Raw genomic sequence first — 24,631 nt, 5'->3', positions numbered from 1 at the left:
TAACAAAGTTGGTAGCAGGGGTCAAAAAATTACACCAACGGTAAATAAGTGGGACGGAAAGAAGAAGAAGTTATTTTTAATTTTATTTAAAAAGAAGAGAAATGTATTGAACGATTAAACGTCGTTTTTACATTTCTCTTCTATTTTATCTATTACAGTACAAGCCCGAAAGCAGCCAGTTGTTTTACGGTGCTTTCATAATCGGTATGGCAAACGCCATTAATGCCCAGGCCATTTGCCACGTCTACAAACATAGACCGGTCTTCCAGGTACACCACCTCTTCCGGCCTTACCTGCGCAATATCCAGCGCTATCCTATAAATATCTGCGTCAGGCTTGCGGAAATGTACAAAGCAGGAAGAAATATAAAAGTCAACAAAGCTGCTGATATTAAAATGCCTGATCCGGTGCTCATTCAGTTCCCGGCCCTCATTATTAACGATCGCAATTTTTAATTTGTACTTTGCTTTCAGCTTTGCTACCAGTTCCAGCATTTCCGGGTAGGGCGCCGTTTGCGCAAACATAAAGTCGCGGAACTCCTGGCGCGTAAAGGAGCGGTCTTCATAAAATACCACCCGGTTCAGGTATTCATCCAGGGTCAGCTTACCTTCTTCATAGGTATCAAAAGTAAGGTGGTGCCGTTCTTCCATCTCCACGGCATCCAGACCATAAGTTTGAATCGCCAGTTTGCGGGCAGCCCTGTCCCAGCCATTCGTCAGTAATACTCCCCCGATGTCCAGGAATAAGGTGGTAATTTTTGTATGGTTATCCATTTGGAAAAAAATTTAACAGGTCACTAAATTAACGTTATCCTTGCATTAAAACATCATTGATGCAAATACGGAAAGCAACCCTGCAGGATATCCCCGCACTGAAAAACCTGTACCAGGGCACCATTATGAATGTTAACAGCCAACATTATAATCCCGCACAAGTCAGCGCCTGGGCGGCCACAGGAGAAAGAACCACTTCTCTCGAAAAAAAAATTAAAGAACAATATTTTTATGTGGCAGTTACCGCAAACGACACCATTACCGGCTTTGCCTCCGTGGAAGCGGACGGGGAACTGGATATGATGTTTGTACACAAAGACTTCCAGGGACAAGGCATTGCTACCCTGCTTATACAACAGATTTATAATAAGGCCGCGGCATTAGGACTATCCTCTCTCACCGCTTATGTGAGTATTACCGCAAAACCTTTTTTCGAAAAGCAAGGATTCCGTGTGGTAAAAATGCAGGAGGTACAGTTGGGAGAAGTGGGGCTGGTGAACTATGAAATGGTAAAGGAGCTGGATAAAGCAGAAAGCTGAAAGCATAAAGCACAAAGCTATTGGAGCGATTGATATAAGCGTATGAGTAATTTAATACCCGCTTATATCAATCGCTCCAATAGCTTTGTGCTTTATGCTTTCAGCTTTCTGCTTTATCATTTACTTTTCTTCACTTTCCGCTCTGTCACATATCCATTAAAACTCATCGCAGATCTATCATTGCTGGTTACCTGCAAAGACGCATAGCCTTCACTGGAAACGGTTAAATTCATGGACTGCACCCCTTTGTTGTCTTTAGGCTTAATAGTAATTATCCAGCCATCTTTTTTACCTGGCTTCGCGGTATAATCGAAGGATTTGGTTTTGAAATCCAGCGGCGATTTGGTAGCACCGAAATCTGCAGTGTAAGCGCGACCAAAAAACGGCAGGTAGCTAACAACGGAGTCGGTAGCAACTGTCAAATTGTAATCGGGTGTGATATTTCGCATGCGGCCACCCATTGGGAAGGCATTCTGCGCCACGAATACATAGTTTTGCGCGTCAATCAATGATTTAATCTGCGCTATTTTTTCGGCTTTTTTCTGCGCCTTGGTTTGCTGCGCAAAAAGACTGGTGGTAACGGTAAGGGCCATTGCAAAAAGCAGGCATGTTTTTAAAACTAAGAACCTTTTCATATGGTAAGATTTAACGATGAGCATATGCCAATATCGTACCATAACAGCCGTTCGTCATTTTTTGTTTGCCGGGCTTCCTGTTAAATAACTTAATTTTAAGAGATGATTAAAACGGAATCATGTCTAACCCATATATTTCTCTACTAAAAACAGCCTGGAGGTACGCCAGGCATCAGCGTAAAAAGTACCTGCTGATCTATACTTTATTTTTCCTGGCGAATATCGTTTTCTCGCTGGCCCCCATGCTGTTTGGCTGGTTTATTGGCAAAGTACAACAGGATACTGCTAACCTCCCCCGTTATGCACTGCTATACGTGGGCGGATACCTGGCCATCAAATTCGGAGAATGGTGCCTTCATGGTCCGGCCAGGATCATGGAGCGTCAACTGGCCTTTAATCTTAGCCGCAACTTCCTCCAGGAGCGATATCACCAGGCACTTCATTTACCTGTAAAATGGCACCAGGATAACCATAGCGGTGCAGTGATTAACCGGATCCGGAAAGCGCATGAGTCGCTGAAAGATTTTTTTGAGCATGGATTTATGTACATGCACGCCCTTTGTAAGCTGCTATTTTCCGTGACCGCCATGTTATACTTTTCTCCGTTGTACGGTAGCATTGGTATTGCGATGGGTGTATTGTGTATGTGGCTGTTGCTATATTTCGACGGTCCGTTTATCAAAACACTGGATGAAGTGAATGAGCAGGAACACGTGGTATCTGCCACGTTGTTCGACAGCCTTTCCAACATCATGACGGTGATCACGCTACGCCTGGAGAAGAGTATGGAAAACGGGCTGCTGGCGAAAGTACAGCGCATATGGCCTCCCTTTCGGAAAAATACGCTGATCAATGAATGGAAATGGTTTGCAGCGGAAATGGTGATTGCGCTGATCTACTGTGTAATTGCCCTGGGATATATTTTCCAGCATTGGGTGCCGGGAGAAATGTTCCAGGTAGCAGGCCTGGTGATGTTACTGGGCTATGTAAACCAGTTCACCAGCGTGTTCCAGGATGCCGCATGGCAATATACCGATGTGGTGCAATTCAATACGGCTGTAGAAACCGCCTCCAATATCAGTGACGCTTATAAGGCGCATCACCGTCCTGACACCGCGCCGGAACTGCCGGCACACTGGCAGCAAATCAGCATCCGCGAACTGAGCTTTTCCCATGTAGCCGAAGATGAGGCGGTGGAAGGTCCTCACAGTTTACATCACCTGCAACTACTGATCGAAAAAGGAAAGAAGATTGCACTGATAGGCGCCAGCGGTAGCGGGAAAAGCACTTTGCTGGCGATTCTGAGAGGATTGTATGAACCGTCGGCCACCACCTCCTTGCAGGTGGACGGAGTACCGTTACCGTTAGCTTCCCTGAACGAAAGCGTGACCTTGTTTCCACAGGAACCGGAAATTTTTGAGAACACCATTGAATACAACATTACTTTGGGCCTCCCCTTCTCCTCCGATGAAGTAATGTCCGTATGTGAAAGTGCGCATTTTTCGGAAGTGGTAGCCCAATTACCAGAAGGACTGGCTGCCGATATCCGGGAAAAAGGGGTGAACCTTTCCGGCGGACAAAAACAGCGGCTGGCGCTGGCACGTGGTATCCTGGCAGCCCGCGACAGCCAGGTAATACTCCTCGATGAACCCACCAGCAGTGTAGATCCTAAAACGGAAGCGATGATCTACGACAAAATGTTCCAGGCTTTTGAAGATAAGGCCATCATTTCTGCGATGCACCGGTTGCACCTGCTGCCCCAGTTCGACTATATCTATGTACTACACCAGGGTAACATTATAGCGGAAGGTAACTTTGCTTATCTCCGCCAACACAGTCCTGCTTTCCAGGAATTGTGGCGGCACCAGGAAAGTGCGTAAGCGCCATAGTGGTATTTACGTACCTCCGTATACGTTAGACCATACTTTCTTTCACGGCACTTTTTGCAGTTAAAGTATCGTGTTGGGGAAGAATGGCCACTCATATATTAAAAATTATTACCTTTGATCGCAGACCATTATCAGACGAATTGATTTTTAAAGGATAAATATTATCAGAAGCTGTTGGCTGTTAGCTTTTAGCTATTAGCAAATGTAGCGGAGATGCTATTACATTATCGTTTGCTGCATTTTGCTAAAAGCTAATGGCTTCATTTCATCCTATGCCAAGGTTCTCTCCCAGTAGCTATCAGACACTATGACTACCATATGCAAAAAATTTCACTGTACGACCTGAAGCGCAAAGTGAAAATCAGCCAGGAGCCAGATGAAATTATCACCGGGCTTGGATACAATCTCTCTTCTCTTACACGGGATGAGCGTTCCGAATTACTTTGCGATTTACTCGAAAACCAGGAAATATTTTTTGAAGCAGCAGAATTATTAATTGAAGAAGGAGGAGCAGATATACATTATAAGAGAGAAGGCATAATTCCCATTATCTTTTGTGCGGTTGGTGCCAATAAGCCGCAGGCCGTGCAATACGCCTTGAAAAAAGGCGCCCGGCTGGTGGTAGATAACCCGGATTATCTTTTTGCCATCGCTTATATTTTTAAACACAATCGCCTTGTTGCTATAACAGATATGTTGTTGCTGCTGATTGAGCATAACATTCATTTTAATTTTGTACTGGCCAGCCTGGATACACCCTTGCTACTGGCTACCAGGCATAATAACAACCGCGAGGTGGTACAATACCTGTTGTCTGAGGAAGTAGATAAATATGTGTATGATGAAGATGGATTTACCGCCATCCATTATGTACCTTTTGCCAAAGCGCCCAACCTGTATAAAGATATGATCACCTGCATGGCTGATATACAGGTTAAACCCAAATTTGCCACCAGTATGGAGCCTGTGTTTGAATGTGTGATCAAAGTGAGTGAACACCATACCTTTGAGGAATTTATTCATGAGGCCATGAATGCCTTCCTGGAAAACAGGCACCGGATGTATGATGATATTTTTGAGAAGTATTATTACCGGCTTCACCTGATCGCCGAACATATTTCCAACATCCGCGCGGGTACAGACGATAACGGATAACCATATGCGAATTTTTTTTGCCAAAAAATAAATGCAACAAAGTTGCATTTGTGTATATTTGCAGCTGACTTATACAAAAGCATATGCAATCATACGACGTCATTATTACCGGGGGCAGCTATGCCGGGCTTTCTGCAGCCATGGCATTAGGCCGCTCACTCAGAAAAGTGCTGGTATTGGACAGTGGCGCTCCCTGCAATCAGCAAACACCACACTCACATAACTTTCTTACCCAGGATGGCGCCAGGCCTGCAGATATTGCTGCCAAAGCAAAAGAACAGGTAGCCCAATATCCGGAGGTACATTTCAGGAATGAGCTGGCTGTCAGCGCAGAAAAAAATGCGACGGGCTTCCTGCTCCGCACCGCTGCCGGCAATACGTTCCAGGCCCGTCTCCTGCTTTTTGCCACGGGTGTGAAAGATGAAATGCCTGCCATCAAAGGGTTTGCGGAATCCTGGGGGATCTCTGTATTGCATTGCCCGTATTGCCACGGCTATGAAGTAAAACAGGCGCCGACCGGCATCCTGGCCAATGGCGACATTGCATTTGACTTCGCCCGGTTGATTCACAACTGGACCCAACAGTTGACTGTATTTACCCATGGTACCTCACAGTTGTCGGCAGAACAAACTGCAAAATTAGCCGGGCACGGGATTACGGTAAATGAGCAGCTGGTGGAAGAAATCGTTGCGGTCAACGGACAAGTAACGCATCTTTTATTGAAAGATGGTAGCACACATCCGGTAGCGGCATTGTATAGTCGCCCACCCTTCCGGCAGCACTGTGCTATTCCGGAAGCCCTGGGTTGTAACTTAACAGAAATGGGGCATCTGTCTGTAGATCATTTTCAGGCCACCAATATTCCGGGCGTGTATGCGGCCGGAGATGCCACCTCTCCCATGCGTTCGGTAGCGGCAGCAGTAGCTGCGGGCAATATGGCCGGAGCTGCCATGAACCGGGAACTGATACTGGCTGATTTTTAATTCGGGGAAATACAGTGATTACGCTTGTATATGTGAAAAGGTTTTGATATTTTAGTTATACTGACTATATTGCCATCACCAAAATTAACCAGAATGCTCACTACCCTAACTGCCCTGGCCGCTGTATTTTTCCTGGCCCACGTTTTCCTCCTATTCACTTCCTTTGGAAAGGCTGGCTTTCAGAAACAGAAATACCTATGGTCGCACATTACCCTGTGGATCACCGGCGCACTGGCAACCCTGATTGCTATTATGTATGCCGGGAAATCGGTATCCGGTGTTCTTGATGTATTCGATACACCAGGAAAGGCTGCCTTACTGTTGCTGATTGCGTTTGCACTTTCCGGTGCAGCACATAGCATCGTAAAATTACTAGTGCTGCCTAAATACCAGAAAACAGCCTAACTAAGATGATTATACGAAAGAGGTGTAGCAGTGGACTGTTACACCTCTTTTTATTGCTGCCCACCCACGTGGTTATGGCGACAAGTGATTCGTCTTACTTCCCTTCTTACCTTGTGATGGGTAGTCATCAGCATAAAATAAAACGTTAAAAAAAAATTCAAGCACTCCTGTTACACTGATATAACACAATACCATGGCCATTTTTGCAGCACTCCACTTCCATAGAAAGACTATAAAAAATGTTAAAGGCAGAAAATAATATTTCTGCGTCAACAATATTTATTATATTTATAGCTGTTGATCCTGGTTTCTTATAACCGCCGGCGCTGACCGGCTACCGCAACACCTGCACAAACTCCGCAGGGCTCTGCAGATGATCACCATCAAAAGAAAGATTGCGCGTTGAAATCACTTTCATAAATAACTATTTTATTAGCACGAAAAGAGAGACACATTTTTATGAATAAGAAAGATATCTGGAGATATAAATCTTTGGAGCAGTTGGAGAATAAGACATGGGGAACCACCACAGAAGATTCAGGAATAACTCAGAAATCTCTTGCATTAGTAAAGGTACCTGTAGCAAAATTATCCGCCAGTGAATTGCGGACATTAATCGGACAATCATTCAATCCTACCTACCTGGTACCTTTGGCCTTAGAGATATTAAAAAATGATGTACTGGTAACTGCCGGTATGTATCCTGGAGACCTGCTGAAGAATGTACTGGACGTACCTTCTACCTATTGGGGAGAACACCCTGATCTTCATCAAAGCCTCATCAATATGATGCAGGAGAGAAGTGAAGAAATAGAAACTGAAATCGACTTACCTGAATTCTGGCGTAAGAAGGCAGAAGCGTAATAACGTTACAGGTAACGCCGTTTAGGCGAACTGCTTCATTCCAATTTACTTTTTATTTGTGGTAGCATTTTAGCAAAAATGCCGCGGAAAGCTATTGCCACGAATGATCAGCGGGAACTTGTCTTTGTACCCTATTAGCGGGATTATACTGATTTTTTATTTTTAGGTTTGGGAAGATGAAAAAGAGCGGATGTAACCGCTATTTATTGTCATTTTTACACTTAAAACTCAAAATGAGAAATTAGGATAATCCTGCTAATGAGGCACAAAGACAAAATCCGCGCTGATCATTCGTGACATTGACTAACGCTTATTAGCTGTCAGATACTAGCTTTTAGCTTTTAGCAAAATGCAGCGGAGATCAATATATAATCATCTTCGCTGCATTTTGCTAAAAGCTAAAAGCTAAAACCTAACGGCTAACAGCTAGTCTTCGAAATCAAACAACGACAATTGCGTAGCAGTAAGTGGTTTCTCTTCGGGTGCCGCTATTTCATGAAAATTCGACAACGTAATACCGAGCAGTCGTATACGCTTGTTTTCGTGCTCAGAGGCGGCCAATAACTGTTTGGCTGTTTCAACAATGGTATCAAAATCACCTACCGGAGATGAAAAAGATTGGTTGCGGGTGATCTGCTTAAAATCACTGTACTTTATCTTCAGTGTAATAGTACGCCCTTTCAGTTGATATCGCTGCAGCCGGTCGTATACCGTTTTACCGATTTTGATCAGCTCTGCTTCCATCTCTTCAATAGTAGTAAGGTCATATGGGAACGTATCTTCTGCACCCAGTGATTTGGTTTCCCGGTGAGGCTGCACTTCCCGGTCGTCCTGCCCGCGTACTATACGATAATAAAAACTACCTACTTTACCGAAATGATTTTTCAGGTCCTGCTCTGATAACTTTTTAAGATCGGCCCCGGTAAAAAGCCCCATCCGCTTCATTTTATCGGCAGTGACCTTTCCGACTCCGTGAAATTTCTCTACCGCCAGCTTTTCCATAAATGCTTCTATGGAAGAGGGCCCAATGAAGGTAAGTCCATCCGGCTTATTCAAATCTGACGCAATTTTAGCAACAAACTTATTGACGGATATACCGGCGGATGCGGTGAGCTGCAGCTCCTCACGGATGGCCTGTTTGATCTGTTTGGCAATTTCAATGGCAGAGCCAATATTTTGTTTATCGCTGGTTACATCCAGGTAGGCTTCATCCAGCGACAACGGTTCAATCAAATCTGTATAGCGCGCAAATATTTCGCGGATATGACGGGATACTTCTTTGTAGGCATCGAAACGGGGGCGAACAAATATCAACTCCGGGCAAAGCTGTAATGCCCGCTTGGAAGGCATGGCAGAACGTACACCAAATTTACGGGCTTCATAACTGGCGGTAGCTACTACTCCTCCCCGTCCTTCCGGAGAGCCTCCCACTGCAATCGCTTTGCCGCGATAAAGCGGGTTATCGCGTTGCTCTACAGACGCATAAAATGCGTCCATATCAATATGAATAATTTTTCGTTGTATGCTGTGAACGTCTTTCTCCATGTCTACACCAGGAAGCCCCTCAAAGATACAACGAAAAGAAATGCGGCCATGCAGCCAAAGCAGCAAATACGCTATCTTTAAACCCTAATTTCTTTATTGTGAATAACAACGATCAGGAATACGCTTACGAACACCAAAAATTCGAAAATATCATATGGGATGGCAACACTATTTCCGGCAAGGAATTCTATGAATGCCAATTCCACAAGTGCAGCCTGAAGGAATGCATTTTCATTGACTGCTCTTTTGAAAATTGTACGTTTGAAGATTGCGATTTATCGCTGATCCAGTTCAAAAAAACAACTTTCAGCCGGATCGTATTACAACATTCCAAAGCCATCGGTGTGGCCTGGACGAATGCCCGCGATCCACTTACGGCAGACTTTCAGCATTGCCGCCTCAGCTACGGAACGTTTGCCGGCAAAAACCTGAAGAAAGGCGTGTTTATTCATTGCCAGGCAGATGAAGTTGACTTTACCGATTGTAACTTAACACAGGCCAACTTCACCGGTACAGATCTTGCCGGGGCCAGATTTGTGGGCACTGATTTAACCCAGGCTAATTTTGTGGGGGCACATCGCTATGCCATAAACGTGCAGGAGAATAAAATAAGAAAAGCGAAGTTTAGCCTGCCTGATGCATTAGCGTTGTTGGATGGATTGGGCGTGGAGATTGTGCAATAAACACAGGAAGTCTATTCAGAACGATCCGTTACATCTTCTTCACCTGGTATGGAATCTAATCCCAACCCAGCCCAGTATCTACTTTGTAGTGCTTCAATATCCAGATTATCTGATTTCATATCTGTAATTTCTTCTTCGGAATCAAGGCTCTTATCAGGTGGCGAACAGTTGGCAGCTTCATCTTTGCCATGTTCGGATTTCTCTTCTTCTATTTTCAATTCAACTTTTCCTACAGTAGATGATTTTTTCATGACGGTTATTTAAGTGCACAGTTCATTAGCCACGCAATACGAAAAAGGGGAAATAGACACCGCAGGCAGGCTTATTATCTGAAGCAAATATACAAATACTCAATTCATTTGCAGGCTTATCGACAAAAAAATCCGGCTACTCTCAAACGACTTCAAAATAAAAAGGCGCGGAAATTAATTCCCGCGCCCGCAATTTGGGTTGGATGAAAGGCCAGCTATAGTGTTACTACACTTCGTTTCTCTTTTGAAATACTTCTTCCTCTGAAAAACAAATACAGGTTAAGGAACAACATAATGCCCAGGTAAATCAGGAAGCCTCCTATTTTAACACTCAAAATTTCCATTAAAGCGCCGGGGGTATTAATCTTTTGCGCTATTTCCATGATCAGGAAAGCAAAGCCCAGGTTGAGTAAGTAAAATCCTGTTTCAAATTAGGTGTTGGTAGCATTTGCCAGGTCGTCTTTGCCATGGAAAATATCCAGCATAAACACCCGGCTGTTTTTAAAAAGTGTGTGTGCTACCAACCAGGTAACTAACATTACAATGGGCAGGTAGATCGTGTAGGCAATGAAATTAAGGGATTGTACCATATACTAGGATTTTAGGTAAATATTCCGTTTGCTGATAAAATAGATAACGAGCATGTTAAAGCAGTGCATAACGCCCAGTGACAGCAGGATCTGGCCGGTCATGGTGACGATCACTGTTAGCATAACTAACAGGTGCGGAATGGGTGGCCAGTTGCTGATCATCGCCGTGGCATAGCCTATGTTCACGAGATAATATCCTGCCAGTAAAATATTATTAATGGCGTCGGTGAGTGCAACATTTCCCTGCAGTAGCCCGAGGATAAACACCCTGCCGTTACGGTAAAATATCCATCCCACTTTTACGGTGATCAGGTAGGTAAGTGCCATGTAAACCAGGTACGCAATGGTATTCATCATACATCGGTTGCTTTCTGCCTTCAAAGTTATTTTAACTTATTGAATTTTCAAAATATTCTGAAAGTTTCCAAATTAAAAAATATTGATTGCCGTTTTCATTTTAATATATTGGGAGAGACATTAACGAACAATGCTACTATAATCCGGTCTGCTATTGACTTTGCGCCGGAGCAGCTACTAGCTGTCAGCTATTAGCTGTTAGGGACTTGTCAAGATCATGCAATAACTAAACGCTAAAAGCTAACTGCTGACAGCTAATAAAACCAACGTGATGATCAGGAAAAAGGAAGGTTTCCAGGGGCAACGCATGATTGTGATTCCCCGCAACATCCTGAATAAAAACTGTGCAAAAGAACCTGTACTAACGCCACTTTACATTACAGACATCGGCTATTATCCCAAAGCGCTTTTCCATCACCGGAAAAGAACGCAGGGAGCCGATCAGCACATTCTTATTTACTGCGTAGACGGCAAAGGAACTGTCACCATTAAAAAAGAAACATTTACTGTTCAACCCGGCGAGTGCTTCCTGCTGCCACGCAAGCTGGCACACGAATACAGCGCCGATGCTACCGATCCATGGACTATTTACTGGGTACATTTTTTAGGCAGCAGCGCCAATGGGCTTGTAGATACCGCTATCCGGGAATGGAATGGACATAAAACTTTTTTGCCGCATTCACCGGAGCGGCTGGAACAATTTGAGACTATTTATCAACCACTTGCGCGCGGCTATCGCCAGGAAAACCTCGTGTATTCGAATATGAACTTCTGGTCCTTTCTGGCGTCCTGCATATATCCTGGCGTCAACAAACCCGGAAAATCAACACAGCAGCATGATGCCGTAGACATGGCCATTGATTACATGAATAATCACCTCGATAAAATGCTAACCCTGCAACAAATGGCCAAGTCTGTAAACCTGTCGCAGTCGCACTTTTCCTTTCTTTTTAAAAACAATACCGGCTTCTCTCCCATTGAATACTTCAATCACCTGAAAGTGCAGAAGGCTTGCCAATACCTGCTCTTCACTCCTTTACGCATTAAAGAAGTAGCCATGCAACTGGGTATGGAAGACCCTTATTATTTCTCCCGGATGTTTACCAAAGTAATGGGCGTATCTCCCAACCAGTACCGCGAAAAGAAAGTGTAACCGTAATATAATCCATCAAAAACAGCAGATCATCTAGCAGCATTCTGTCGGGGTCCACCTATTTTTACAACGTGAACAATTAATTGCCAATGCACTATTTTTCCACGTTGAGGATAACGGTTGTCCTCACTATTGCTGCGGGCGCAGGCATCACGCTGGCCGCCTGTCATTCCAAGAAAAAGGTAGATTACAGCACCGAGGTAAAACCTGTGCTGAACAAGCATTGTATCAGCTGCCACGGAGGCGTGAAACAAAGCGGCGGATTTAGTGTGCTGTTCCGGGAAGAAGCCCTGGGTAACACCAAATCCGGTAAACCCGCTATTATTCCAGGTCACCCCGAAAAGAGTGAATTCATCCGCCGCCTTACCTGCAAAGATCCTAAAGAGCGGATGCCGCAAAAAGGCGCACCTCTCACCGAATCAGAAATCGATATTCTCACCCGCTGGGTGAAAGAAGGCGCCGAATGGGGCGAACACTGGGCTTATGTACCACCCAAACAAGTAACCGTACCTGATATAGACGTAGCCAATGGCAACAACATTGACCGTTTCATACAAGCCAGGCTGAAAGCAGAAGGCCTCAAACCTTCACCTGAAGCCGATAAAATGACATTACTGCGCCGCGTCAGCATGGATATCACCGGCCTGCCACCTACACCGGAAATGGCTAAACGCTTTGCCGAAAGCAAAGATCCCAAAGCCTACGAAAAAATAGTAGACGAACTGCTGCAATCGCCCCACTACGGCGAACACTGGGCTGCCATGTGGCTGGACCTCGCCCGCTATTCCGATACCAAAGGCTATGAAAGAGATGAAGGCCGCAGAATATGGCGGTACCGCGACTGGGTGATTGACGCCTTTAACAGCGATATGCCTTACGACAGCTTCACCATCAACCAGCTGGCCGGAGATCTTCTGCCCAACCCTACCAATGCACAGCTCATCGCTACTGCGTTTAACCGCAACACCATGTGCAATGATGAAGGAGGTACACAGGACGAAGAATTCCGCACCGCCGCTGTGATGGACCGCGTGGCCACTACCATGGATGTATTCCAGGGCGTAACCATCGCCTGCGTACAATGCCATAGCCACCCTTACGATCCCTTCCGCTTCGAAGACTACTATAAACTACTCGCTTTCCTGAATAATACCCGCGATGAAGACACCCATATGGAGCATCCTAAATTGCGTTTATACGACAGCGTTAGTCTTGCGCAGGTAGGTGAAATCAGTAACTGGGTTGCACAAAATGGCAACAAAAGTCAACTGCAGGACGTACAGGAATTCCTGAAAGTACTGGAGCCAAAAGTACATGCCCACGATGCAGATCAATATATCAACGGCGCCCTGCTCGATACCAAGTACATGGGCGTAAGACATAACGGTAGCTGCCGTCTTCCTCGCCAGCAACTGGATGGAAAAACACAGCTCTTCATGAACTACTGGACCGGCAATCCCGGTGGCACCATGGAAATCCGGCTCGATAGCCTGAAAGGTAAAACGATCCTCACCCACCAGTTAGCCACTACTAACGGACGGCTTGCCATCGCCATGCCTTTACCTGCTATCACCGGCACCCATGATCTCTACCTGGTATTCCGCAACCCGGCTATTAACCCGAATGATGCGGTATGTGCCATCGAATGGTTTGCCTTCCGCGGCGATATGCCCGGCAAAGGAAAACCCGGATATGATAAGATCAACGCAGAAATGATGGCGCTGATCAATCAGAATCCCGACGATGTACCCGTGATGATAGAAAACCCCGCCTACATGGCCCGCACCACCCACGTATTTGAACGCGGCAACTGGCTGGTGAAAGGTCGCGTAGTTACCCCGGATGTACCGGCCGTACTCAATCCTTTCCCTAAAAATGCGCCGCGCAACCGCCTCGGTTTAGCAGAATGGATGACGTCTACTCAGAATCCACTTACCGCCCGCGTAATGGTTAACCGCTACTGGGAACAAATTTTCGGTACCGGTATCGTGGAAACACTGGAGGACTTTGGCACACAGGGCTTCCTGCCCTCCCACCCGGAAATGCTGGATTACCTGGCCTACCGGTTTATGCACGAATACAAATGGCACATGAAGCCATTGCTCAAAGAAATAGTAATGTCTAACGCGTATAAACAAACGTCGAATGCCACACCGGAAATGCTGGAGAAAGATCCCGCTAACCGCCTGCTGGCAAGAGGCTCCCGCTTCCGTCTTACTTCAGAAGAAGTACGCGACCAGGCGTTAACCGTAAGCGGCTTACTCAATCCACAAATGCATGGCCCCAGCGTAATGCCGTATCAACCCGACAATATCTGGCAAACGGTATATAACGGCGCCAGTTGGGTGACCGCCACAGATGGCAATCAATACAGGAGAGCCGTATACGTTTATCAGAAACGTACCAGCCCTTATCCATCTATGATTACCTTTGATGGCAGCAGCCGCGAAGTATGCCTGCAACGCCGTATCCGCACTAACACACCCTTACAGGCGCTCACTACACTGAATGATCCCGTGTACCTGGAAACTGCTGCTGTGCTGGCAAAACATATGCAGCAAAACGGTGGCAAGGATGTAGCAGCGTGTATCCGTTGGGGTTATCAGACAGCCTTGTATAAAACCATCCCGGATAATAAGCTGAATGTGTTAAAAACACTTTATACCCAGGCGCTGAAGGAATTCCGGAAAGATCCTGATGCCGCTAAAAAAATGCTGAAAAGCCAAAACAGTGAACCGCAACAGGCCGAACTGGCTGCCCTGGCAGTAGTGGCCAATGCAATTATGAACCTGGATGAATTCCTGACTAAATCCTAAGCAGTATGACCAAACATGCAAAACTGATCAAGGAAGCAAATGATACTACCCTGCGCTTTTTTACCCGGCGTCACTTTCTGAAGGATTGTGTTACAGGCCTCGGAGCAGCTGCATTAGGCTCTTTCCTGGCCAGTTGCGGCAGCAGTAGCAGCAGCAACAAAACATTGGTAGATGCCGCGGGCAACCCCATGGCACCTAAACCACCGCACTTCCCCGGCAAAGCCAAAGCAGTAATTTACCTGCATATGGCCGGCGCTCCTTCTCAACTGGAATTATTCGACTATAAACCTGAACTGGCAAAACTACATAACCAATTGTGTCCACAGTCCCTCCTGGAAGGTAAAAAGTTTGCGTTCATCAGGGGCGTTCCTAAAATGCTGGGGCCACAGGCGGTATTTAAGCAACATGGAGAATCCAGGGCCTGGATTTCAGATCACCTGCCACACTTCACCTCCATGGCCGATGATGTGAGCTTCCTGAAAGCGGTACAAACAGACCAGTTCAACCACGGTCCCGCCCAATTGCTGATGCAAACGGGTAGCGCGCGCCTGGGTCGCCCCAGCACCGGTTCCTGGGTGACTTACGGCCTGGGATCTGAAAACAGCAACCTGCCCGGGTTTGTGGTGCTGACCTCCGGTGGTAAAACACCTGATGCCGGTAAAAGCGTATGGGGCAGCGGTTTCCTGCCCTCTGTATACCAGGGCGTACAATGCAGAACCAAAGGTGAGCCGGTACTGTATCTTACCGATCCCGATGGGATGAGCAGAGATCTGCGCAAGGAATCTATTAACGCGATTAACGAAATCAATAAAGAAGAATACACCGCCTTCGGTGATCCGGAAACACTGGCGCGCATTTCCCAGTATGAACTGGCGTATAAAATGCAGATCTCTGTTCCGGATGTGATGAACATCAACAACGAACCGGATTATATCCATGAAATGTATGGCACGCAGCCAGGCAAGGAATCCTTTGCCAACAACTGCCTGCTGGCCCGCAAGCTGGTAGAAAAGGGGGTACGTTTCGTACAGCTGTACGACTGGGGCTGGGATACACACGGCACCGATGAAGGAGGTTCTATCGACTACGGCTTACGCAACAAATGCCGCGAGATAGACCGCCCCATTACCGCGCTGCTGCAGGATCTCAAGCAACGTGGCTTGCTGGATGAAACCCTGGTAGTATGGGGCGGCGAATTTGGCCGTACCCCTATGCAGGAAAACAGGGATGGGAAAGACATGCCTTTCCTGGGCCGTGACCACCACGTAGAAGCTTTCACCATGTGGATGGCCGGCGCTGGTATCAAGAGAGGCTGCTCCTTCGGTGAAACCGATGAAATAGGCTATGCCGCTGTAAAAGGTAAAGTAGCCATCAACGATATTCATGCTACCATCCTGCAACAACTGGGATTAGATCATGAAAAACTCACTTATCAGTTCCAGGGACGTCCTTTCCGCTTAACAGATACCGGAGGAAGAGTTATTACACCCATACTTAGCTAAAACATGGATCAAACAAAAAGAAATTTTCTGAAACAATCTGCCATCATGGCTTCTGCGTTATGTTTACCATCTCTCCCCTCTTTTGCTGCCGCCGGTATGGCTCCTGCAAAAGAAGGATTCCGGTTAATTGTATTGGCTACCAATTGGGGATACAACGGTAGTATAGATGCCTTTTGCCAACAGGCGAAACAGGCCGGCTACGACGGACTGGAAGTCTGGTGGCCCGGAGAGGCCGGCGCACAACAGGAATTGTTTGCCGCACTGGCGAAGCATGATATGCAGGTGGGTTTCTTAGCCGCAGGCTACGACAGCGACTATACGAAACACGCACAGCAGTTTGAAACCATGCTGAAAGCCGCTACCAGCAGCAAAGTAAAACCGTTGTATATCAACTGCCATTCCGGGAAAGACTATTTCACTTTTGCGCAAAACTGCGCCCTGATCGACATGACCGTTCGCATCTCCAAACAATCCGGCGTACCGGTGTATCATGAAACGCATCGTTCACGGATGCTGTTTGCAGCACATGTGGCACGGCAGTTTATCGAAGCTAAGCCAGACCTGCGGCTCACCCTCGATATTTCACACTGGTGCAATGTACATGAGTCGCTGTTACAGGATCAATCTGCCACCGTTGCCAAAGCGCTGGAACGCGCGTCACATATACACGCGCGTATTGGTCACCCGGAAGGCCCACAGGTAAACGATCCACGGGCGCCGGAATGGGAAGGTGCGGTAAAAGCGCACTTCGCGTGGTGGGACCAGGTAGTACAGTATCACCGTACAGCCGGTAAGCCGCTGACCTTCCTTACGGAGTTTGGTCCGGCTGATTACCTGCCTACCCTGCCGTATACCCGTCAGCCGCTGGCCGATCAATGGGATATCAATGTATATATGATGAAGCAGCTTAAACAACGCTATAGTAAATAATGAGACTACTGATAAATACCGGCAGCTGGAGCATGTTTATAGGGCGTTCGCATCCTTTGCTGGTCCACCTGCCAATTGGCATATTATTGATTGCCTGCATCCTGACCCTGCTGGCCCGCCGGGAAAAATGGCGGCACTTACAGGGCGCTTTACCGGCTACGCTGTTGATTGCGGCATTGTCTGCCATCGCCAGTTGTATCACCGGGTATATGCTATCGCTTGATGGAGGCTACGAAGAAAATTTATTGCTCACGCACAAATATCTCGGTATAGGCGTGGCCGTTGTCAGCACCGGCCTGTATATCCTGGAGAAGAATAAGCATAAGGGACAGTTGCGCAAATGGCAGGTGCCTGCTTCGGTAGTGATGGTATTGCTGCTGAGTGCAGCAGGCCACTACGGCGGCAGCCTGACGCATGGTGATGACTATCTCACGCAGGCCATGCCGGATGGCTTACGGAAGCTGACCGGCGTGGGCGCCGCAAAAGCACACGTGGCAGCCTATACGAATATTGGGGATGCGCGGGTATATGAAGACCTGGTGATGCCGGTGTTAACGAACCGTTGTTATGGTTGTCATAATGAGCAAAAGCTGAAAGGTGGCCTGCGGCTGGAGTCAGTGGAATTAATCCGTAAAGGTGGCGAGCATGGACCGGTGTTAAAAGATAGTGTACCGGAAGAAAGTGAATTATTCAAGCGACTGATTTTACCTGAGGAAGATGAGCACCGCATGCCGCCCAAAGGTAAACCGGGCGTAACACCGCAGGAGCTGGAACTGCTGCACTGGTGGATTTCACAGGGCGCTCCTACCGGTAAAACGGTCAAAGAACTTACCAAAACACCGTTGATGCTGGCAGTATTGGAAGGCATGCAACCGGCTACCCCGTGGGATAAGCAGGAGTTTATCCCGGAAGAAAAGGTAAATGCGGTTAGTGCAGAACATCTGGCGAAGCTGGAAGCAAAAGGCATGAAAGTATTGCCGGTAGCTGCCGGCAGCAACTACATCAATGTAGATGGCATCAACGCATCTAATTTCACCAATGAAGATATGCAGCTATTGTTGCCGCTGAAAGCGCAACTGGTATGGCTGAATCTGGCCGGTACCCGGGTAACAGACAGCTCGTTTGGCGTGATAGGCAAGCTCACGCACCTGGTACGGCTGGATCTCCGGAATACGGGCGTAAAGGGCAAGGAGTTGTCATCGTTAAATGCCTGTACAGAGTTGCGTTATCTCAACCTGGCGGGAACCGCGGTGGCAGGGGAATCTTTAACATCTCTCCAGAAAAACAAAAAACTGCAACAGGTATTCCTGTACCAATCGGGGGTTAGCCCGGCAGCAGTGGCGGAGCTACGTAAATATATGCCAAAGCTGACCATTGATACCGGCGGTTATCATTTACCGCTGCTGGCTTCAGATACGACGGTGTATCACAAAGTAGCGGGATGATCATGCTAACACGTGTAAGCGTATACGTTATTCATTAGCAGCGGTATATCTCCGGGTGGCCATACCTAGTCGCTTAGCGATTTGCAGGGCCAGGGATTTGGGGGACAACACTTTCATATGTTCCCCAAATCCCATAATTTCTCTCTCCAGTTCAAAGTTCCTGACTACTTCAATACTGATAATCGTGCTATCAGGTCCTTCTTTCAGCACTTGCTGAGAATGATGCAGGGGTTTGGTGATCACATAAGGGGCATGTTTGTTATCTATTTCCAGCACTACTTTATGGGCCACATCTTTCTCTGATTTGGTGACACCGATGAGGTCACCGAAGTATTCTTCAAATGGTATCCCGTTATAGTGAATAAACTTTTCTTTTGGTAGCTCCTGTAATGATATAATCCTGTCCAACGCCATGGTAGTGAGCTGCGGGGATTGTTTGGTGCGGGTAATGAGAAACCAGCGGTTGCGGTATTCTTTAAGCAGGTAAGGATAGCAGATATGTTGTTGTGCGTTGGCGGCTTTAAAAGATTTATATTCTATCAGCAACGCTTTGCGGTGCAGGGTGGCCTGGTACAGTGGATTGATATGAGCTAGTCCCTGTAGTTGGTGGTTATTCTCAAACTGGATGCAGTTGAGGTGTGTATCCGTAGATTTATAGAGATTATTTTCGAGACGTGCAATCATCTCGCTCATGTCATCAAAGTAGCTGAAGCCATTGAATTGTTTCAGTACGGATACTATTTCCTTCATCTTATCTACATCGGCATCATTAATGGGTGCGTTGGTGATGCTGTAGGCGGAGTCGCTGTAGCTATAGTATTTACGGTCTTTCACCACAATAGGTGCATTATATCCCAGCTTATCGCTGCGCATCAATTGAATATCCGCCTGGATGGTGCGTTTGCTCACACCTGAGCTGATGCCTTCTGCATTATATAATACATCCGCTACTTTCTCTATCAGGTCTTCGAGGGTCCATTTACGGTAGCGGTTACGCAAACAATCATCGATGGCTTTATACCGGATCAGGGCCAGTTTATTAATGGACATACACGGGTTTTATGCAAAGAAAATAAAATTCTGCGCAATCTATCTGCGTAGTTATCTCTTTTAAAAAAATAATTACCTCACAACATGTTGATTATCATATATTTAAAATATTTTTCTACATATTTTTTATGTGCGCAGATGGACTGCGCACATGTACTTGCATCTTTGTGTCATCGGAAGCGGTCAAGTAAATGTTACTTCAACTCACTGTTAATGAACATTCATCATTACCGCCGAAGATGGGAAAGCAGTAGCTTAATGGCAAGCACCGCATTAGTAGTTTTGAAATTACCGGCAGGTCAATTAAAACTTACTTCTCTATGGGATGCGGAGTATGTTGGTTCGAATCCAACCTGCTTTACAAATACCGAGGTCAATTGTCGCTTACTTCATTCATTTGGGAAATAGCCACAACATTACCTGGTAACTTATAACAATAAACCGGAAAAGCAGTAGTTGAATAGGAAAAACACCATCGTGAGCGATTTTAATACTACCGCCAGGTCAATTAAAATGTTCTCATAGGCGGCAACGTTGGTTCGAGTCCAACCTGCTTTACTACAATCGAGGTCAATTGTTGCTTACTTCTTCTTTTTTTGATAAAGAGCAACAAAATTATCTGATTCTTTAATAACAATTATCATGAACACTTTATTACGCGTAGGTTTACGTCAGCAGTCAGTTTACATTCCTGAAAATGCCATGCATGCCAATGACACCTACCTGACCCCTACCACGAGCTTATTGATTGCCAACCTGGCAAAGCTGGGATTTGGCGTATCTGAATCGTTATTACAGGCATTGAATAAAACCACTCCTGCTTACCAGGCCAATATACTGGAGAATTTCCGCGATGTAATGGGCGTGAATAAAAGTTGGTTACCACTGATAAAAAACTGGATGACTCCATCAGAGGTGCGGGTGTCTGATTATATCATGACCTGGTTCAATACGGTGTTCCAGGGTAAAGGCACTCAGCTCGCCTGCGGACATATTATTCCGGTTAATACATTCCCACTGGAGCGCTATAACGGATGCCCTTTTTGCGGTACACCCTTCGAAAGTGGTGTCATCGAAAACTATGGACAAAATAAGCAACTTCGTGTACTGGATCTGTGGACCAGCGCCTCTCCTGCTGCTTACCTGCGGGACCTATTAAGCTCCAAAACAGCACTGGATGACACCCAGATGGATAGCCTGAAAACGTTGCTGGCACAGCTTCCTTTACCGGAAGTAAAGATTGGTATGAAAGAAACACTGGTGACTGTAGTGGATGTTTTAATTGAACGGAACGAAGGTGCCAAAGCAACAGCGCTGTTTACTACGCCTACGGATATACTCCGTTACCTGTGGTTCAAGCATACCGGGTTTCATCAACTGATTGCACCTAAAACCATCCTACAGCGGAAAAAGAAAAACAATACCACCATGTATGTGGCATATACCACCGCTCCTGCTTTTATAGCGCAATCCCTGAAGCTGAAATACAGTCGCCGGGATGGAATCATGGTAGCCGGATGGTTAAATAACATGGCTATGGATGCCGAAACGATGTGTGAAAACATGCACCCTAAACGTGGAATGTGGGTACGCTTCATCCGGGCATTACGCCTGGCGGAATTCAGCCAGCGGGCGGGCTTTGAGCATTTACATACTGTAATCGATAAATTTTATCGCGAAGATTATACCGTATGGCAGGGATCATTGAACCATTACCGCCTGCGTTATGATGTCAACAGCACAATGGACCTGTTGCAACAGCGTCCGGGATTATTTGCCCGCTCCCTGTTTGCCAATATGCTGTGGTTTGGACCAGATCCGGTTGCAGCGGCTTTCAGCAACATTGTAGATAAAGTGCCTGCCCGTTTGCTGTTCACTTTGCAGATGTATGCGGACTACTATTTCGATAGAACGGCTACCCGCGCGGTAAAACCACTGGGAGGAGTGAGCAAAAAAATACCGGCTAACCGCCTGTTGGCAATGTACGACGATCAGCAACTGGAGGATATGCGAAATGCAGTTACCTCTCTGTGCCTGCAAGCCATGACCAAACGTTTTGAAGCACAGGCCACTACTGCCAAAAGCATGTATATCGCGCCGGAGCTGTTCAAAATACCATTGTCGATCGGCGACCGTGGTGAACAAATACAGGATTTACCTGCTGCGTTGATGGGTACCCGTTATAAAATATCGGGAGATAAAATCATCCTGTTCATGCAATGGGGGAAAGGATTACGTGCCCAGCACCTGGATATGGACCTTAGCTGCTCTATTGCTTACGATACCACCGTTGACATCTGTTCCTTTTCAAGGCTACATGCTCCCGGTTGTAAACATAGCGGTGATATCCGCTGGATTCCAAACAAAACAGGTACCGCGGAATATATTGAAATAGATGTACCTGAATTGGAACGCGTCAACGCCCGGTATGTTTCCTTTACCTGCAACGCATTTGTGAAAGGGGAACTTACGCCTAACCTGGAAGTTGGATGGATGGATAACAAGCATCCGATAAAGGTATCCGAAAAAACAGGTGTTGCCTATGATCCGTCCTGTGTACAACATATGGTGCGTATCACCCGCGGATTAACCAAAGGACTGGTATTTGGCGTACTGGATGTAAAAGCAAGAGAAATCATCTGGCTGGAAATGCCTTTCGATGGACAGATTGTACAAAACCTGAATCTTGCCAATGTAAAAGCCATCCTGAGAAAACTGGATTCCAAATTGAGCATCGGGCAGTTACTGCAAATAAAAGCAGCGGCACAACAGTTAACGATCACCGATCAACTGCCAGCCGATGAGGTATACACCCCACAATGGGCCATGAATACCGCCGCCGTGACACAGTTATTCATTGATTAATTTGTTAACCTATATTCAACAACAATAGCAGCCGGGCATTTGCCTGCGCTGCTATTGCCATGTCCGCACTTTTTATTCCTTCTTTCATCAATTTTCTAAAAATGGTGTTATATTCATATCATTGTCATACATGAATAGATACCGATTACTGTTTCTCCTTATTGTCGCCCCAGCTGTATTGAACGCTCAGCTTAAGGAAAAGGCCGATAGCACGGCCACCGTTTCTGTGCCCAGAGGTTTTTTCGATAATATCATGTATTATCTGAAGCACACCAACGTGGAAAAGAAAAAGAAAAAAGTAGATCTCAGCTTCATTGGAGGGCCTGTATATACACCGGAAACCAGTGTAGGCATTGCCGTGATGATGGCCGCCCAATACAAAACTGACCGAAGCGATTCGCTGCTACCCGTTTCCAACGCCGCTATTTACGCTTCCGTGGCAGCCACCGGATTCTATGGCATCGGTATCAGCAATACCACCATCTTTCCGCACGACCGCTTCCGCCTGGCCCTCAAAGCCTCTTTCAGCTCCCGCCCTAACAAATATTGGGGTATTGGTTATGATGCCGGCGAGCATAAAGACAACTACAGCGAATTTGTACAGCTGACCGAAAAAATGCAGGCCGACTTCTCCGTGAATTTAAACGGTAAATTATTTGCTGGCCTATGCGCTCAAATTCATAATGTACAAACAAAAAAATTAGATACCACCGGCGGTAAACCATTTATGCTGCCGGAGAAAATATTGGGCATAGGCGCCGGTCCCTTCATCGTATACGATACCCGCGACTTCATCCCCAACGCTTACAAAGGCGTATATGTGCGCCTGGGTTATCGCTTCTTCCCTTCGATCTTCGGCAACAAGGCAGTTTTCTCGCAGTTTGACCTGCAGTTCGACTGGTACAAAAAACTATGGAAAGGCGCCGTACTGGCCACCGACCTGTATGGAGAAGAACGCAGTGGCGATGTGCCCTGGAGCCTGCTCGCAGAAGCCGGTGGTTCCAATCGTTTACGCGGCTATTACGAAGGCCGCTTCCGCGATAAAAATTACGTGGCTGCACAAATAGAACTCCGGCAACGGATCTATAACCGCAGCGGCCTGGTAGCCTGGGTAGGCGGTGGCAACGTATTTCCACAGTTCAATGCCTTCGAATTCCGCCAGTCTCTCATCAGCTACGGTATTGGCTATCGCTGGGAGTTCAAAAAAAGAGTCAATATCCGCCTGGACTATGGCAGAGGAAAAGACCAATCCGGGTTTTATTTCGGGATTAATGAAGTATTTTAGGGAGATGGATAACGCATAGCGCCCACCCTTCCTCATGCTGCTTCCGATGGCTTCTCCATGAAGATAAGTTCCCTGCGTTTATAACAAAACTTTAGCCCTTCTTTTCATACGCCCGGTATTCATTTCTGATAACTTGGCACCTATGAAACTGTCCATTTCCAGTACCCTGTTATTTTTGTTCCCGGTGGCCCTGATGGCACAACAACCGCTTTCCGGTGTCGTGAAAGATGGCGCCACAGCAGCGGTGCTGCCCGGCGTAAGCCTGATCAACATCACAACCGGCAAAACAGTGATTACAGATGATAAAGGTGCATTTCAAATGATGAGCCGCCCCGGAGATACATTGCGATTCTCCATGATTGGGTATATGCCCCAGCAAGTGGCGATTACGAAAGAACTATTCAGTTTACCATCTCTCCCTATTTATATGCAACAAGGGGTGATTACCCTGCAACAGCAGCTGGTACGCGGCCGGAACTATGCCAGCGATTCCCTGCGGTTACGTGAAGAATATGCGGCATACTTCAAAAAGCAGCAGAACTGGGATTTCAATTTGCTGTTACCCCCGGTTAACAAACAGGACCTGCGTGATCAGCTCCATACAGTACGCCAGCATATCAGCATCAATCAACTATATACCAACCTATCCTTTCGCCGTAACAAACGACGGGCGGCATTCCGCAGGCAACTACTGGAAAAAGAAAGCGAAGATTATGTGCAGCGCAGGTATGACCCGGCCATGGTGCAAAGAATTACGGGACTACAAGGCGATAGCCTGGATTATTTTATGGCGCACTACCGGCCTTCGCCCGCGCTCCTGGCCGGTAACAATAGTTATGATTTATCAGCGTATATCAAACAGTTATATCAGCAATATAAAGATAGTATAGAGACGGCAACGGCCGTGCCCTGATGG

22 protein-coding genes and 2 tRNA genes are annotated in these 24,631 nt (G+C 46.5%); 17 read left to right on the top strand and 7 right to left on the bottom strand.

Features of this window, described 5'->3' with window-relative positions; all coding sequences use genetic code 11:
• Positions 1-152: 152 nt before the first annotated feature.
• The gene (locus tag J7623_RS09330) at positions 153-773 is read right to left on the bottom strand and encodes an HAD family hydrolase (protein ID WP_291919554.1); all 621 of its coding nucleotides are present in this window, start codon (positions 771-773) and stop codon (positions 153-155) included.
• Positions 774-832: 59 nt separating this feature from the next.
• Here J7623_RS09330 and J7623_RS09325 point away from each other — a divergent pair, with 59 nt between their 5' ends.
• Complete coding sequence (locus tag J7623_RS09325; RefSeq protein ID WP_291919553.1) at positions 833-1,312, top strand: GNAT family N-acetyltransferase; 480 nt, start codon at positions 833-835, stop codon at positions 1,310-1,312.
• Between the two features lie 116 nt (positions 1,313-1,428).
• On the opposite strand, the gene J7623_RS09320 is transcribed toward J7623_RS09325, so the two are convergent.
• Positions 1,429-1,947: a DUF4251 domain-containing protein gene (locus tag J7623_RS09320; RefSeq protein WP_291919552.1), complete on the bottom strand. Its 519-nt coding sequence runs from the start codon at positions 1,945-1,947 to the stop codon at positions 1,429-1,431.
• Positions 1,948-2,066: 119 nt separating this feature from the next.
• Between J7623_RS09320 and J7623_RS09315 the strand changes: the two genes are divergently transcribed.
• The 5 genes from J7623_RS09315 (at position 2,067) to J7623_RS09295 (ending at position 7,243) form a co-directional block, all read left to right on the top strand.
• A complete protein-coding gene (locus J7623_RS09315; protein WP_291919551.1) occupies positions 2,067-3,827 on the top strand; it encodes an ABC transporter ATP-binding protein in 1,761 nt (586 codons plus the stop codon).
• Between the two features lie 327 nt (positions 3,828-4,154).
• Entirely contained in the window at positions 4,155-4,991 is an 837-nt protein-coding gene (locus J7623_RS09310; RefSeq protein WP_291919550.1) for a hypothetical protein, read from the top strand.
• An 83-nt stretch (positions 4,992-5,074) separates the two neighbouring features.
• Positions 5,075-5,974, top strand: coding sequence for an NAD(P)/FAD-dependent oxidoreductase (locus tag J7623_RS09305; protein WP_291919549.1), 900 nt, complete (start codon positions 5,075-5,077; stop codon positions 5,972-5,974).
• 93 nt (positions 5,975-6,067) lie between these two features.
• Positions 6,068-6,379 (top strand): hypothetical protein, encoded by a 312-nt coding sequence (locus J7623_RS09300; protein WP_291919548.1) that lies wholly within the window; start codon positions 6,068-6,070, stop codon positions 6,377-6,379.
• A gap of 459 nt (positions 6,380-6,838) precedes the next feature.
• Positions 6,839-7,243: a contact-dependent growth inhibition system immunity protein gene (locus tag J7623_RS09295; protein WP_291919547.1), complete on the top strand. Its 405-nt coding sequence runs from the start codon at positions 6,839-6,841 to the stop codon at positions 7,241-7,243.
• A gap of 426 nt (positions 7,244-7,669) precedes the next feature.
• Here the strand turns inward: J7623_RS09295 and dinB are convergent, their stop codons facing one another.
• The gene (gene dinB / locus J7623_RS09290; protein WP_291919546.1) at positions 7,670-8,854 is read right to left on the bottom strand and encodes a DNA polymerase IV; all 1,185 of its coding nucleotides are present in this window, start codon (positions 8,852-8,854) and stop codon (positions 7,670-7,672) included.
• Between the two features lie 32 nt (positions 8,855-8,886).
• Here dinB and J7623_RS09285 point away from each other — a divergent pair, with 32 nt between their 5' ends.
• Positions 8,887-9,471 carry a pentapeptide repeat-containing protein gene (locus tag J7623_RS09285; protein WP_291919545.1) on the top strand — a complete coding sequence of 195 codons (585 nt, stop codon included), beginning with the start codon at positions 8,887-8,889 and terminating at the stop codon, positions 9,469-9,471.
• An 11-nt stretch (positions 9,472-9,482) separates the two neighbouring features.
• Here the strand turns inward: J7623_RS09285 and J7623_RS09280 are convergent, their stop codons facing one another.
• The 3 genes from J7623_RS09280 to J7623_RS09270 form a co-directional block, all read right to left on the bottom strand.
• On the bottom strand, positions 9,483-9,722 hold the full coding sequence (locus J7623_RS09280) for a hypothetical protein (protein WP_291919544.1): 240 nt from the start codon (positions 9,720-9,722) through the stop codon (positions 9,483-9,485).
• Positions 9,723-10,153: 431 nt separating this feature from the next.
• The gene (locus J7623_RS09275) at positions 10,154-10,312 is read right to left on the bottom strand and encodes a hypothetical protein (protein WP_291919543.1); all 159 of its coding nucleotides are present in this window, start codon (positions 10,310-10,312) and stop codon (positions 10,154-10,156) included.
• A 3-nt stretch (positions 10,313-10,315) separates the two neighbouring features.
• Positions 10,316-10,669 (bottom strand): hypothetical protein, encoded by a 354-nt coding sequence (locus tag J7623_RS09270; RefSeq protein WP_291919542.1) that lies wholly within the window; start codon positions 10,667-10,669, stop codon positions 10,316-10,318.
• Positions 10,670-10,940: 271 nt separating this feature from the next.
• On the opposite strand from J7623_RS09270, the gene J7623_RS09265 reads away from it, so the two are divergent.
• The 5 genes from J7623_RS09265 (at position 10,941) to J7623_RS09245 (ending at position 18,515) form a co-directional block, all read left to right on the top strand.
• Positions 10,941-11,822 (top strand): AraC family transcriptional regulator, encoded by an 882-nt coding sequence (locus J7623_RS09265; protein ID WP_291919541.1) that lies wholly within the window; start codon positions 10,941-10,943, stop codon positions 11,820-11,822.
• A gap of 89 nt (positions 11,823-11,911) precedes the next feature.
• On the top strand, positions 11,912-14,638 hold the full coding sequence (locus J7623_RS09260) for a DUF1553 domain-containing protein (RefSeq protein WP_291919540.1): 2,727 nt from the start codon (positions 11,912-11,914) through the stop codon (positions 14,636-14,638).
• A gap of 5 nt (positions 14,639-14,643) precedes the next feature.
• Positions 14,644-16,140, top strand: coding sequence for a DUF1501 domain-containing protein (locus J7623_RS09255; RefSeq protein WP_291919539.1), 1,497 nt, complete (start codon positions 14,644-14,646; stop codon positions 16,138-16,140).
• Between the two features lie 3 nt (positions 16,141-16,143).
• Complete coding sequence (locus J7623_RS09250) at positions 16,144-17,070, top strand: sugar phosphate isomerase/epimerase (protein WP_291919538.1); 927 nt, start codon at positions 16,144-16,146, stop codon at positions 17,068-17,070.
• Positions 17,070-18,515 (top strand): c-type cytochrome domain-containing protein, encoded by a 1,446-nt coding sequence (locus J7623_RS09245; protein ID WP_291919537.1) that lies wholly within the window; start codon positions 17,070-17,072, stop codon positions 18,513-18,515. Before J7623_RS09250 ends, J7623_RS09245 begins: the two co-directional genes overlap by 1 nt.
• A gap of 27 nt (positions 18,516-18,542) precedes the next feature.
• Here J7623_RS09245 and J7623_RS09240 read toward each other — a convergent pair whose 3' ends face one another.
• Positions 18,543-19,565, bottom strand: a complete 1,023-nt coding sequence (locus tag J7623_RS09240) for a WYL domain-containing protein (RefSeq protein WP_291919536.1) — start codon at positions 19,563-19,565, stop codon at positions 18,543-18,545.
• 244 nt (positions 19,566-19,809) lie between these two features.
• Between J7623_RS09240 and J7623_RS09235 the strand changes: the two genes are divergently transcribed.
• The 5 genes from J7623_RS09235 (at position 19,810) to J7623_RS09215 (ending at position 24,628) form a co-directional block, all read left to right on the top strand.
• A tRNA-OTHER gene (locus tag J7623_RS09235) sits at positions 19,810-19,926 on the top strand.
• An 85-nt stretch (positions 19,927-20,011) separates the two neighbouring features.
• Positions 20,012-20,123 (top strand) — tRNA-OTHER (locus J7623_RS09230).
• 84 nt (positions 20,124-20,207) lie between these two features.
• Entirely contained in the window at positions 20,208-22,430 is a 2,223-nt protein-coding gene (locus J7623_RS09225) for a hypothetical protein (RefSeq protein ID WP_291919535.1), read from the top strand.
• Between the two features lie 130 nt (positions 22,431-22,560).
• Positions 22,561-23,715, top strand: coding sequence for a BamA/TamA family outer membrane protein (locus J7623_RS09220; RefSeq protein WP_291919534.1), 1,155 nt, complete (start codon positions 22,561-22,563; stop codon positions 23,713-23,715).
• 142 nt (positions 23,716-23,857) lie between these two features.
• Positions 23,858-24,628 (top strand): carboxypeptidase-like regulatory domain-containing protein, encoded by a 771-nt coding sequence (locus J7623_RS09215; RefSeq protein ID WP_291919533.1) that lies wholly within the window; start codon positions 23,858-23,860, stop codon positions 24,626-24,628.
• The last annotated feature ends 3 nt before the right edge of the window (positions 24,629-24,631 follow it).

The sequence above is a fragment of the Chitinophaga sp. genome, from assembly GCF_017745275.1.
In the GTDB taxonomy this organism is placed as follows: Bacteria; Bacteroidota; Bacteroidia; order Chitinophagales; family Chitinophagaceae; genus Chitinophaga.
The sequence above is the reverse complement of the archived record's forward strand: the minus strand, read 5'-3'. Positions and strand labels throughout refer to the sequence as shown.

What these genes read in the sequence shown, in the direction of transcription:
- J7623_RS09330 (WP_291919554.1), bottom strand. Translation starts at nt 773, where the DNA reads ATGGATAACCATACAAAAATTACCACCTTATTCCTGGACATCGGGGGA.
- J7623_RS09325 (WP_291919553.1), top strand. Translation starts at nt 833, where the DNA reads ATGCAAATACGGAAAGCAACCCTGCAGGATATCCCCGCACTGAAAAAC.
- J7623_RS09320 (WP_291919552.1), bottom strand. Translation starts at nt 1,947, where the DNA reads ATGAAAAGGTTCTTAGTTTTAAAAACATGCCTGCTTTTTGCAATGGCC.
- J7623_RS09315 (WP_291919551.1), top strand. Translation starts at nt 2,067, where the DNA reads ATGTCTAACCCATATATTTCTCTACTAAAAACAGCCTGGAGGTACGCC.
- J7623_RS09310 (WP_291919550.1), top strand. Translation starts at nt 4,155, where the DNA reads ATGCAAAAAATTTCACTGTACGACCTGAAGCGCAAAGTGAAAATCAGC.
- J7623_RS09305 (WP_291919549.1), top strand. Translation starts at nt 5,075, where the DNA reads ATGCAATCATACGACGTCATTATTACCGGGGGCAGCTATGCCGGGCTT.
- J7623_RS09300 (WP_291919548.1), top strand. Translation starts at nt 6,068, where the DNA reads ATGCTCACTACCCTAACTGCCCTGGCCGCTGTATTTTTCCTGGCCCAC.
- J7623_RS09295 (WP_291919547.1), top strand. Translation starts at nt 6,839, where the DNA reads ATGAATAAGAAAGATATCTGGAGATATAAATCTTTGGAGCAGTTGGAG.
- J7623_RS09280 (WP_291919544.1), bottom strand. Translation starts at nt 9,722, where the DNA reads ATGAAAAAATCATCTACTGTAGGAAAAGTTGAATTGAAAATAGAAGAA.
- J7623_RS09275 (WP_291919543.1), bottom strand. Translation starts at nt 10,312, where the DNA reads ATGGTACAATCCCTTAATTTCATTGCCTACACGATCTACCTGCCCATT.
- J7623_RS09270 (WP_291919542.1), bottom strand. Translation starts at nt 10,669, where the DNA reads ATGATGAATACCATTGCGTACCTGGTTTACATGGCACTTACCTACCTG.
- J7623_RS09265 (WP_291919541.1), top strand. Translation starts at nt 10,941, where the DNA reads ATGATCAGGAAAAAGGAAGGTTTCCAGGGGCAACGCATGATTGTGATT.
- J7623_RS09260 (WP_291919540.1), top strand. Translation starts at nt 11,912, where the DNA reads ATGCACTATTTTTCCACGTTGAGGATAACGGTTGTCCTCACTATTGCT.
- J7623_RS09255 (WP_291919539.1), top strand. Translation starts at nt 14,644, where the DNA reads ATGACCAAACATGCAAAACTGATCAAGGAAGCAAATGATACTACCCTG.
- J7623_RS09250 (WP_291919538.1), top strand. Translation starts at nt 16,144, where the DNA reads ATGGATCAAACAAAAAGAAATTTTCTGAAACAATCTGCCATCATGGCT.
- J7623_RS09245 (WP_291919537.1), top strand. Translation starts at nt 17,070, where the DNA reads ATGAGACTACTGATAAATACCGGCAGCTGGAGCATGTTTATAGGGCGT.
- J7623_RS09240 (WP_291919536.1), bottom strand. Translation starts at nt 19,565, where the DNA reads ATGTCCATTAATAAACTGGCCCTGATCCGGTATAAAGCCATCGATGAT.
- J7623_RS09225 (WP_291919535.1), top strand. Translation starts at nt 20,208, where the DNA reads ATGAACACTTTATTACGCGTAGGTTTACGTCAGCAGTCAGTTTACATT.
- J7623_RS09220 (WP_291919534.1), top strand. Translation starts at nt 22,561, where the DNA reads ATGAATAGATACCGATTACTGTTTCTCCTTATTGTCGCCCCAGCTGTA.
- J7623_RS09215 (WP_291919533.1), top strand. Translation starts at nt 23,858, where the DNA reads ATGAAACTGTCCATTTCCAGTACCCTGTTATTTTTGTTCCCGGTGGCC.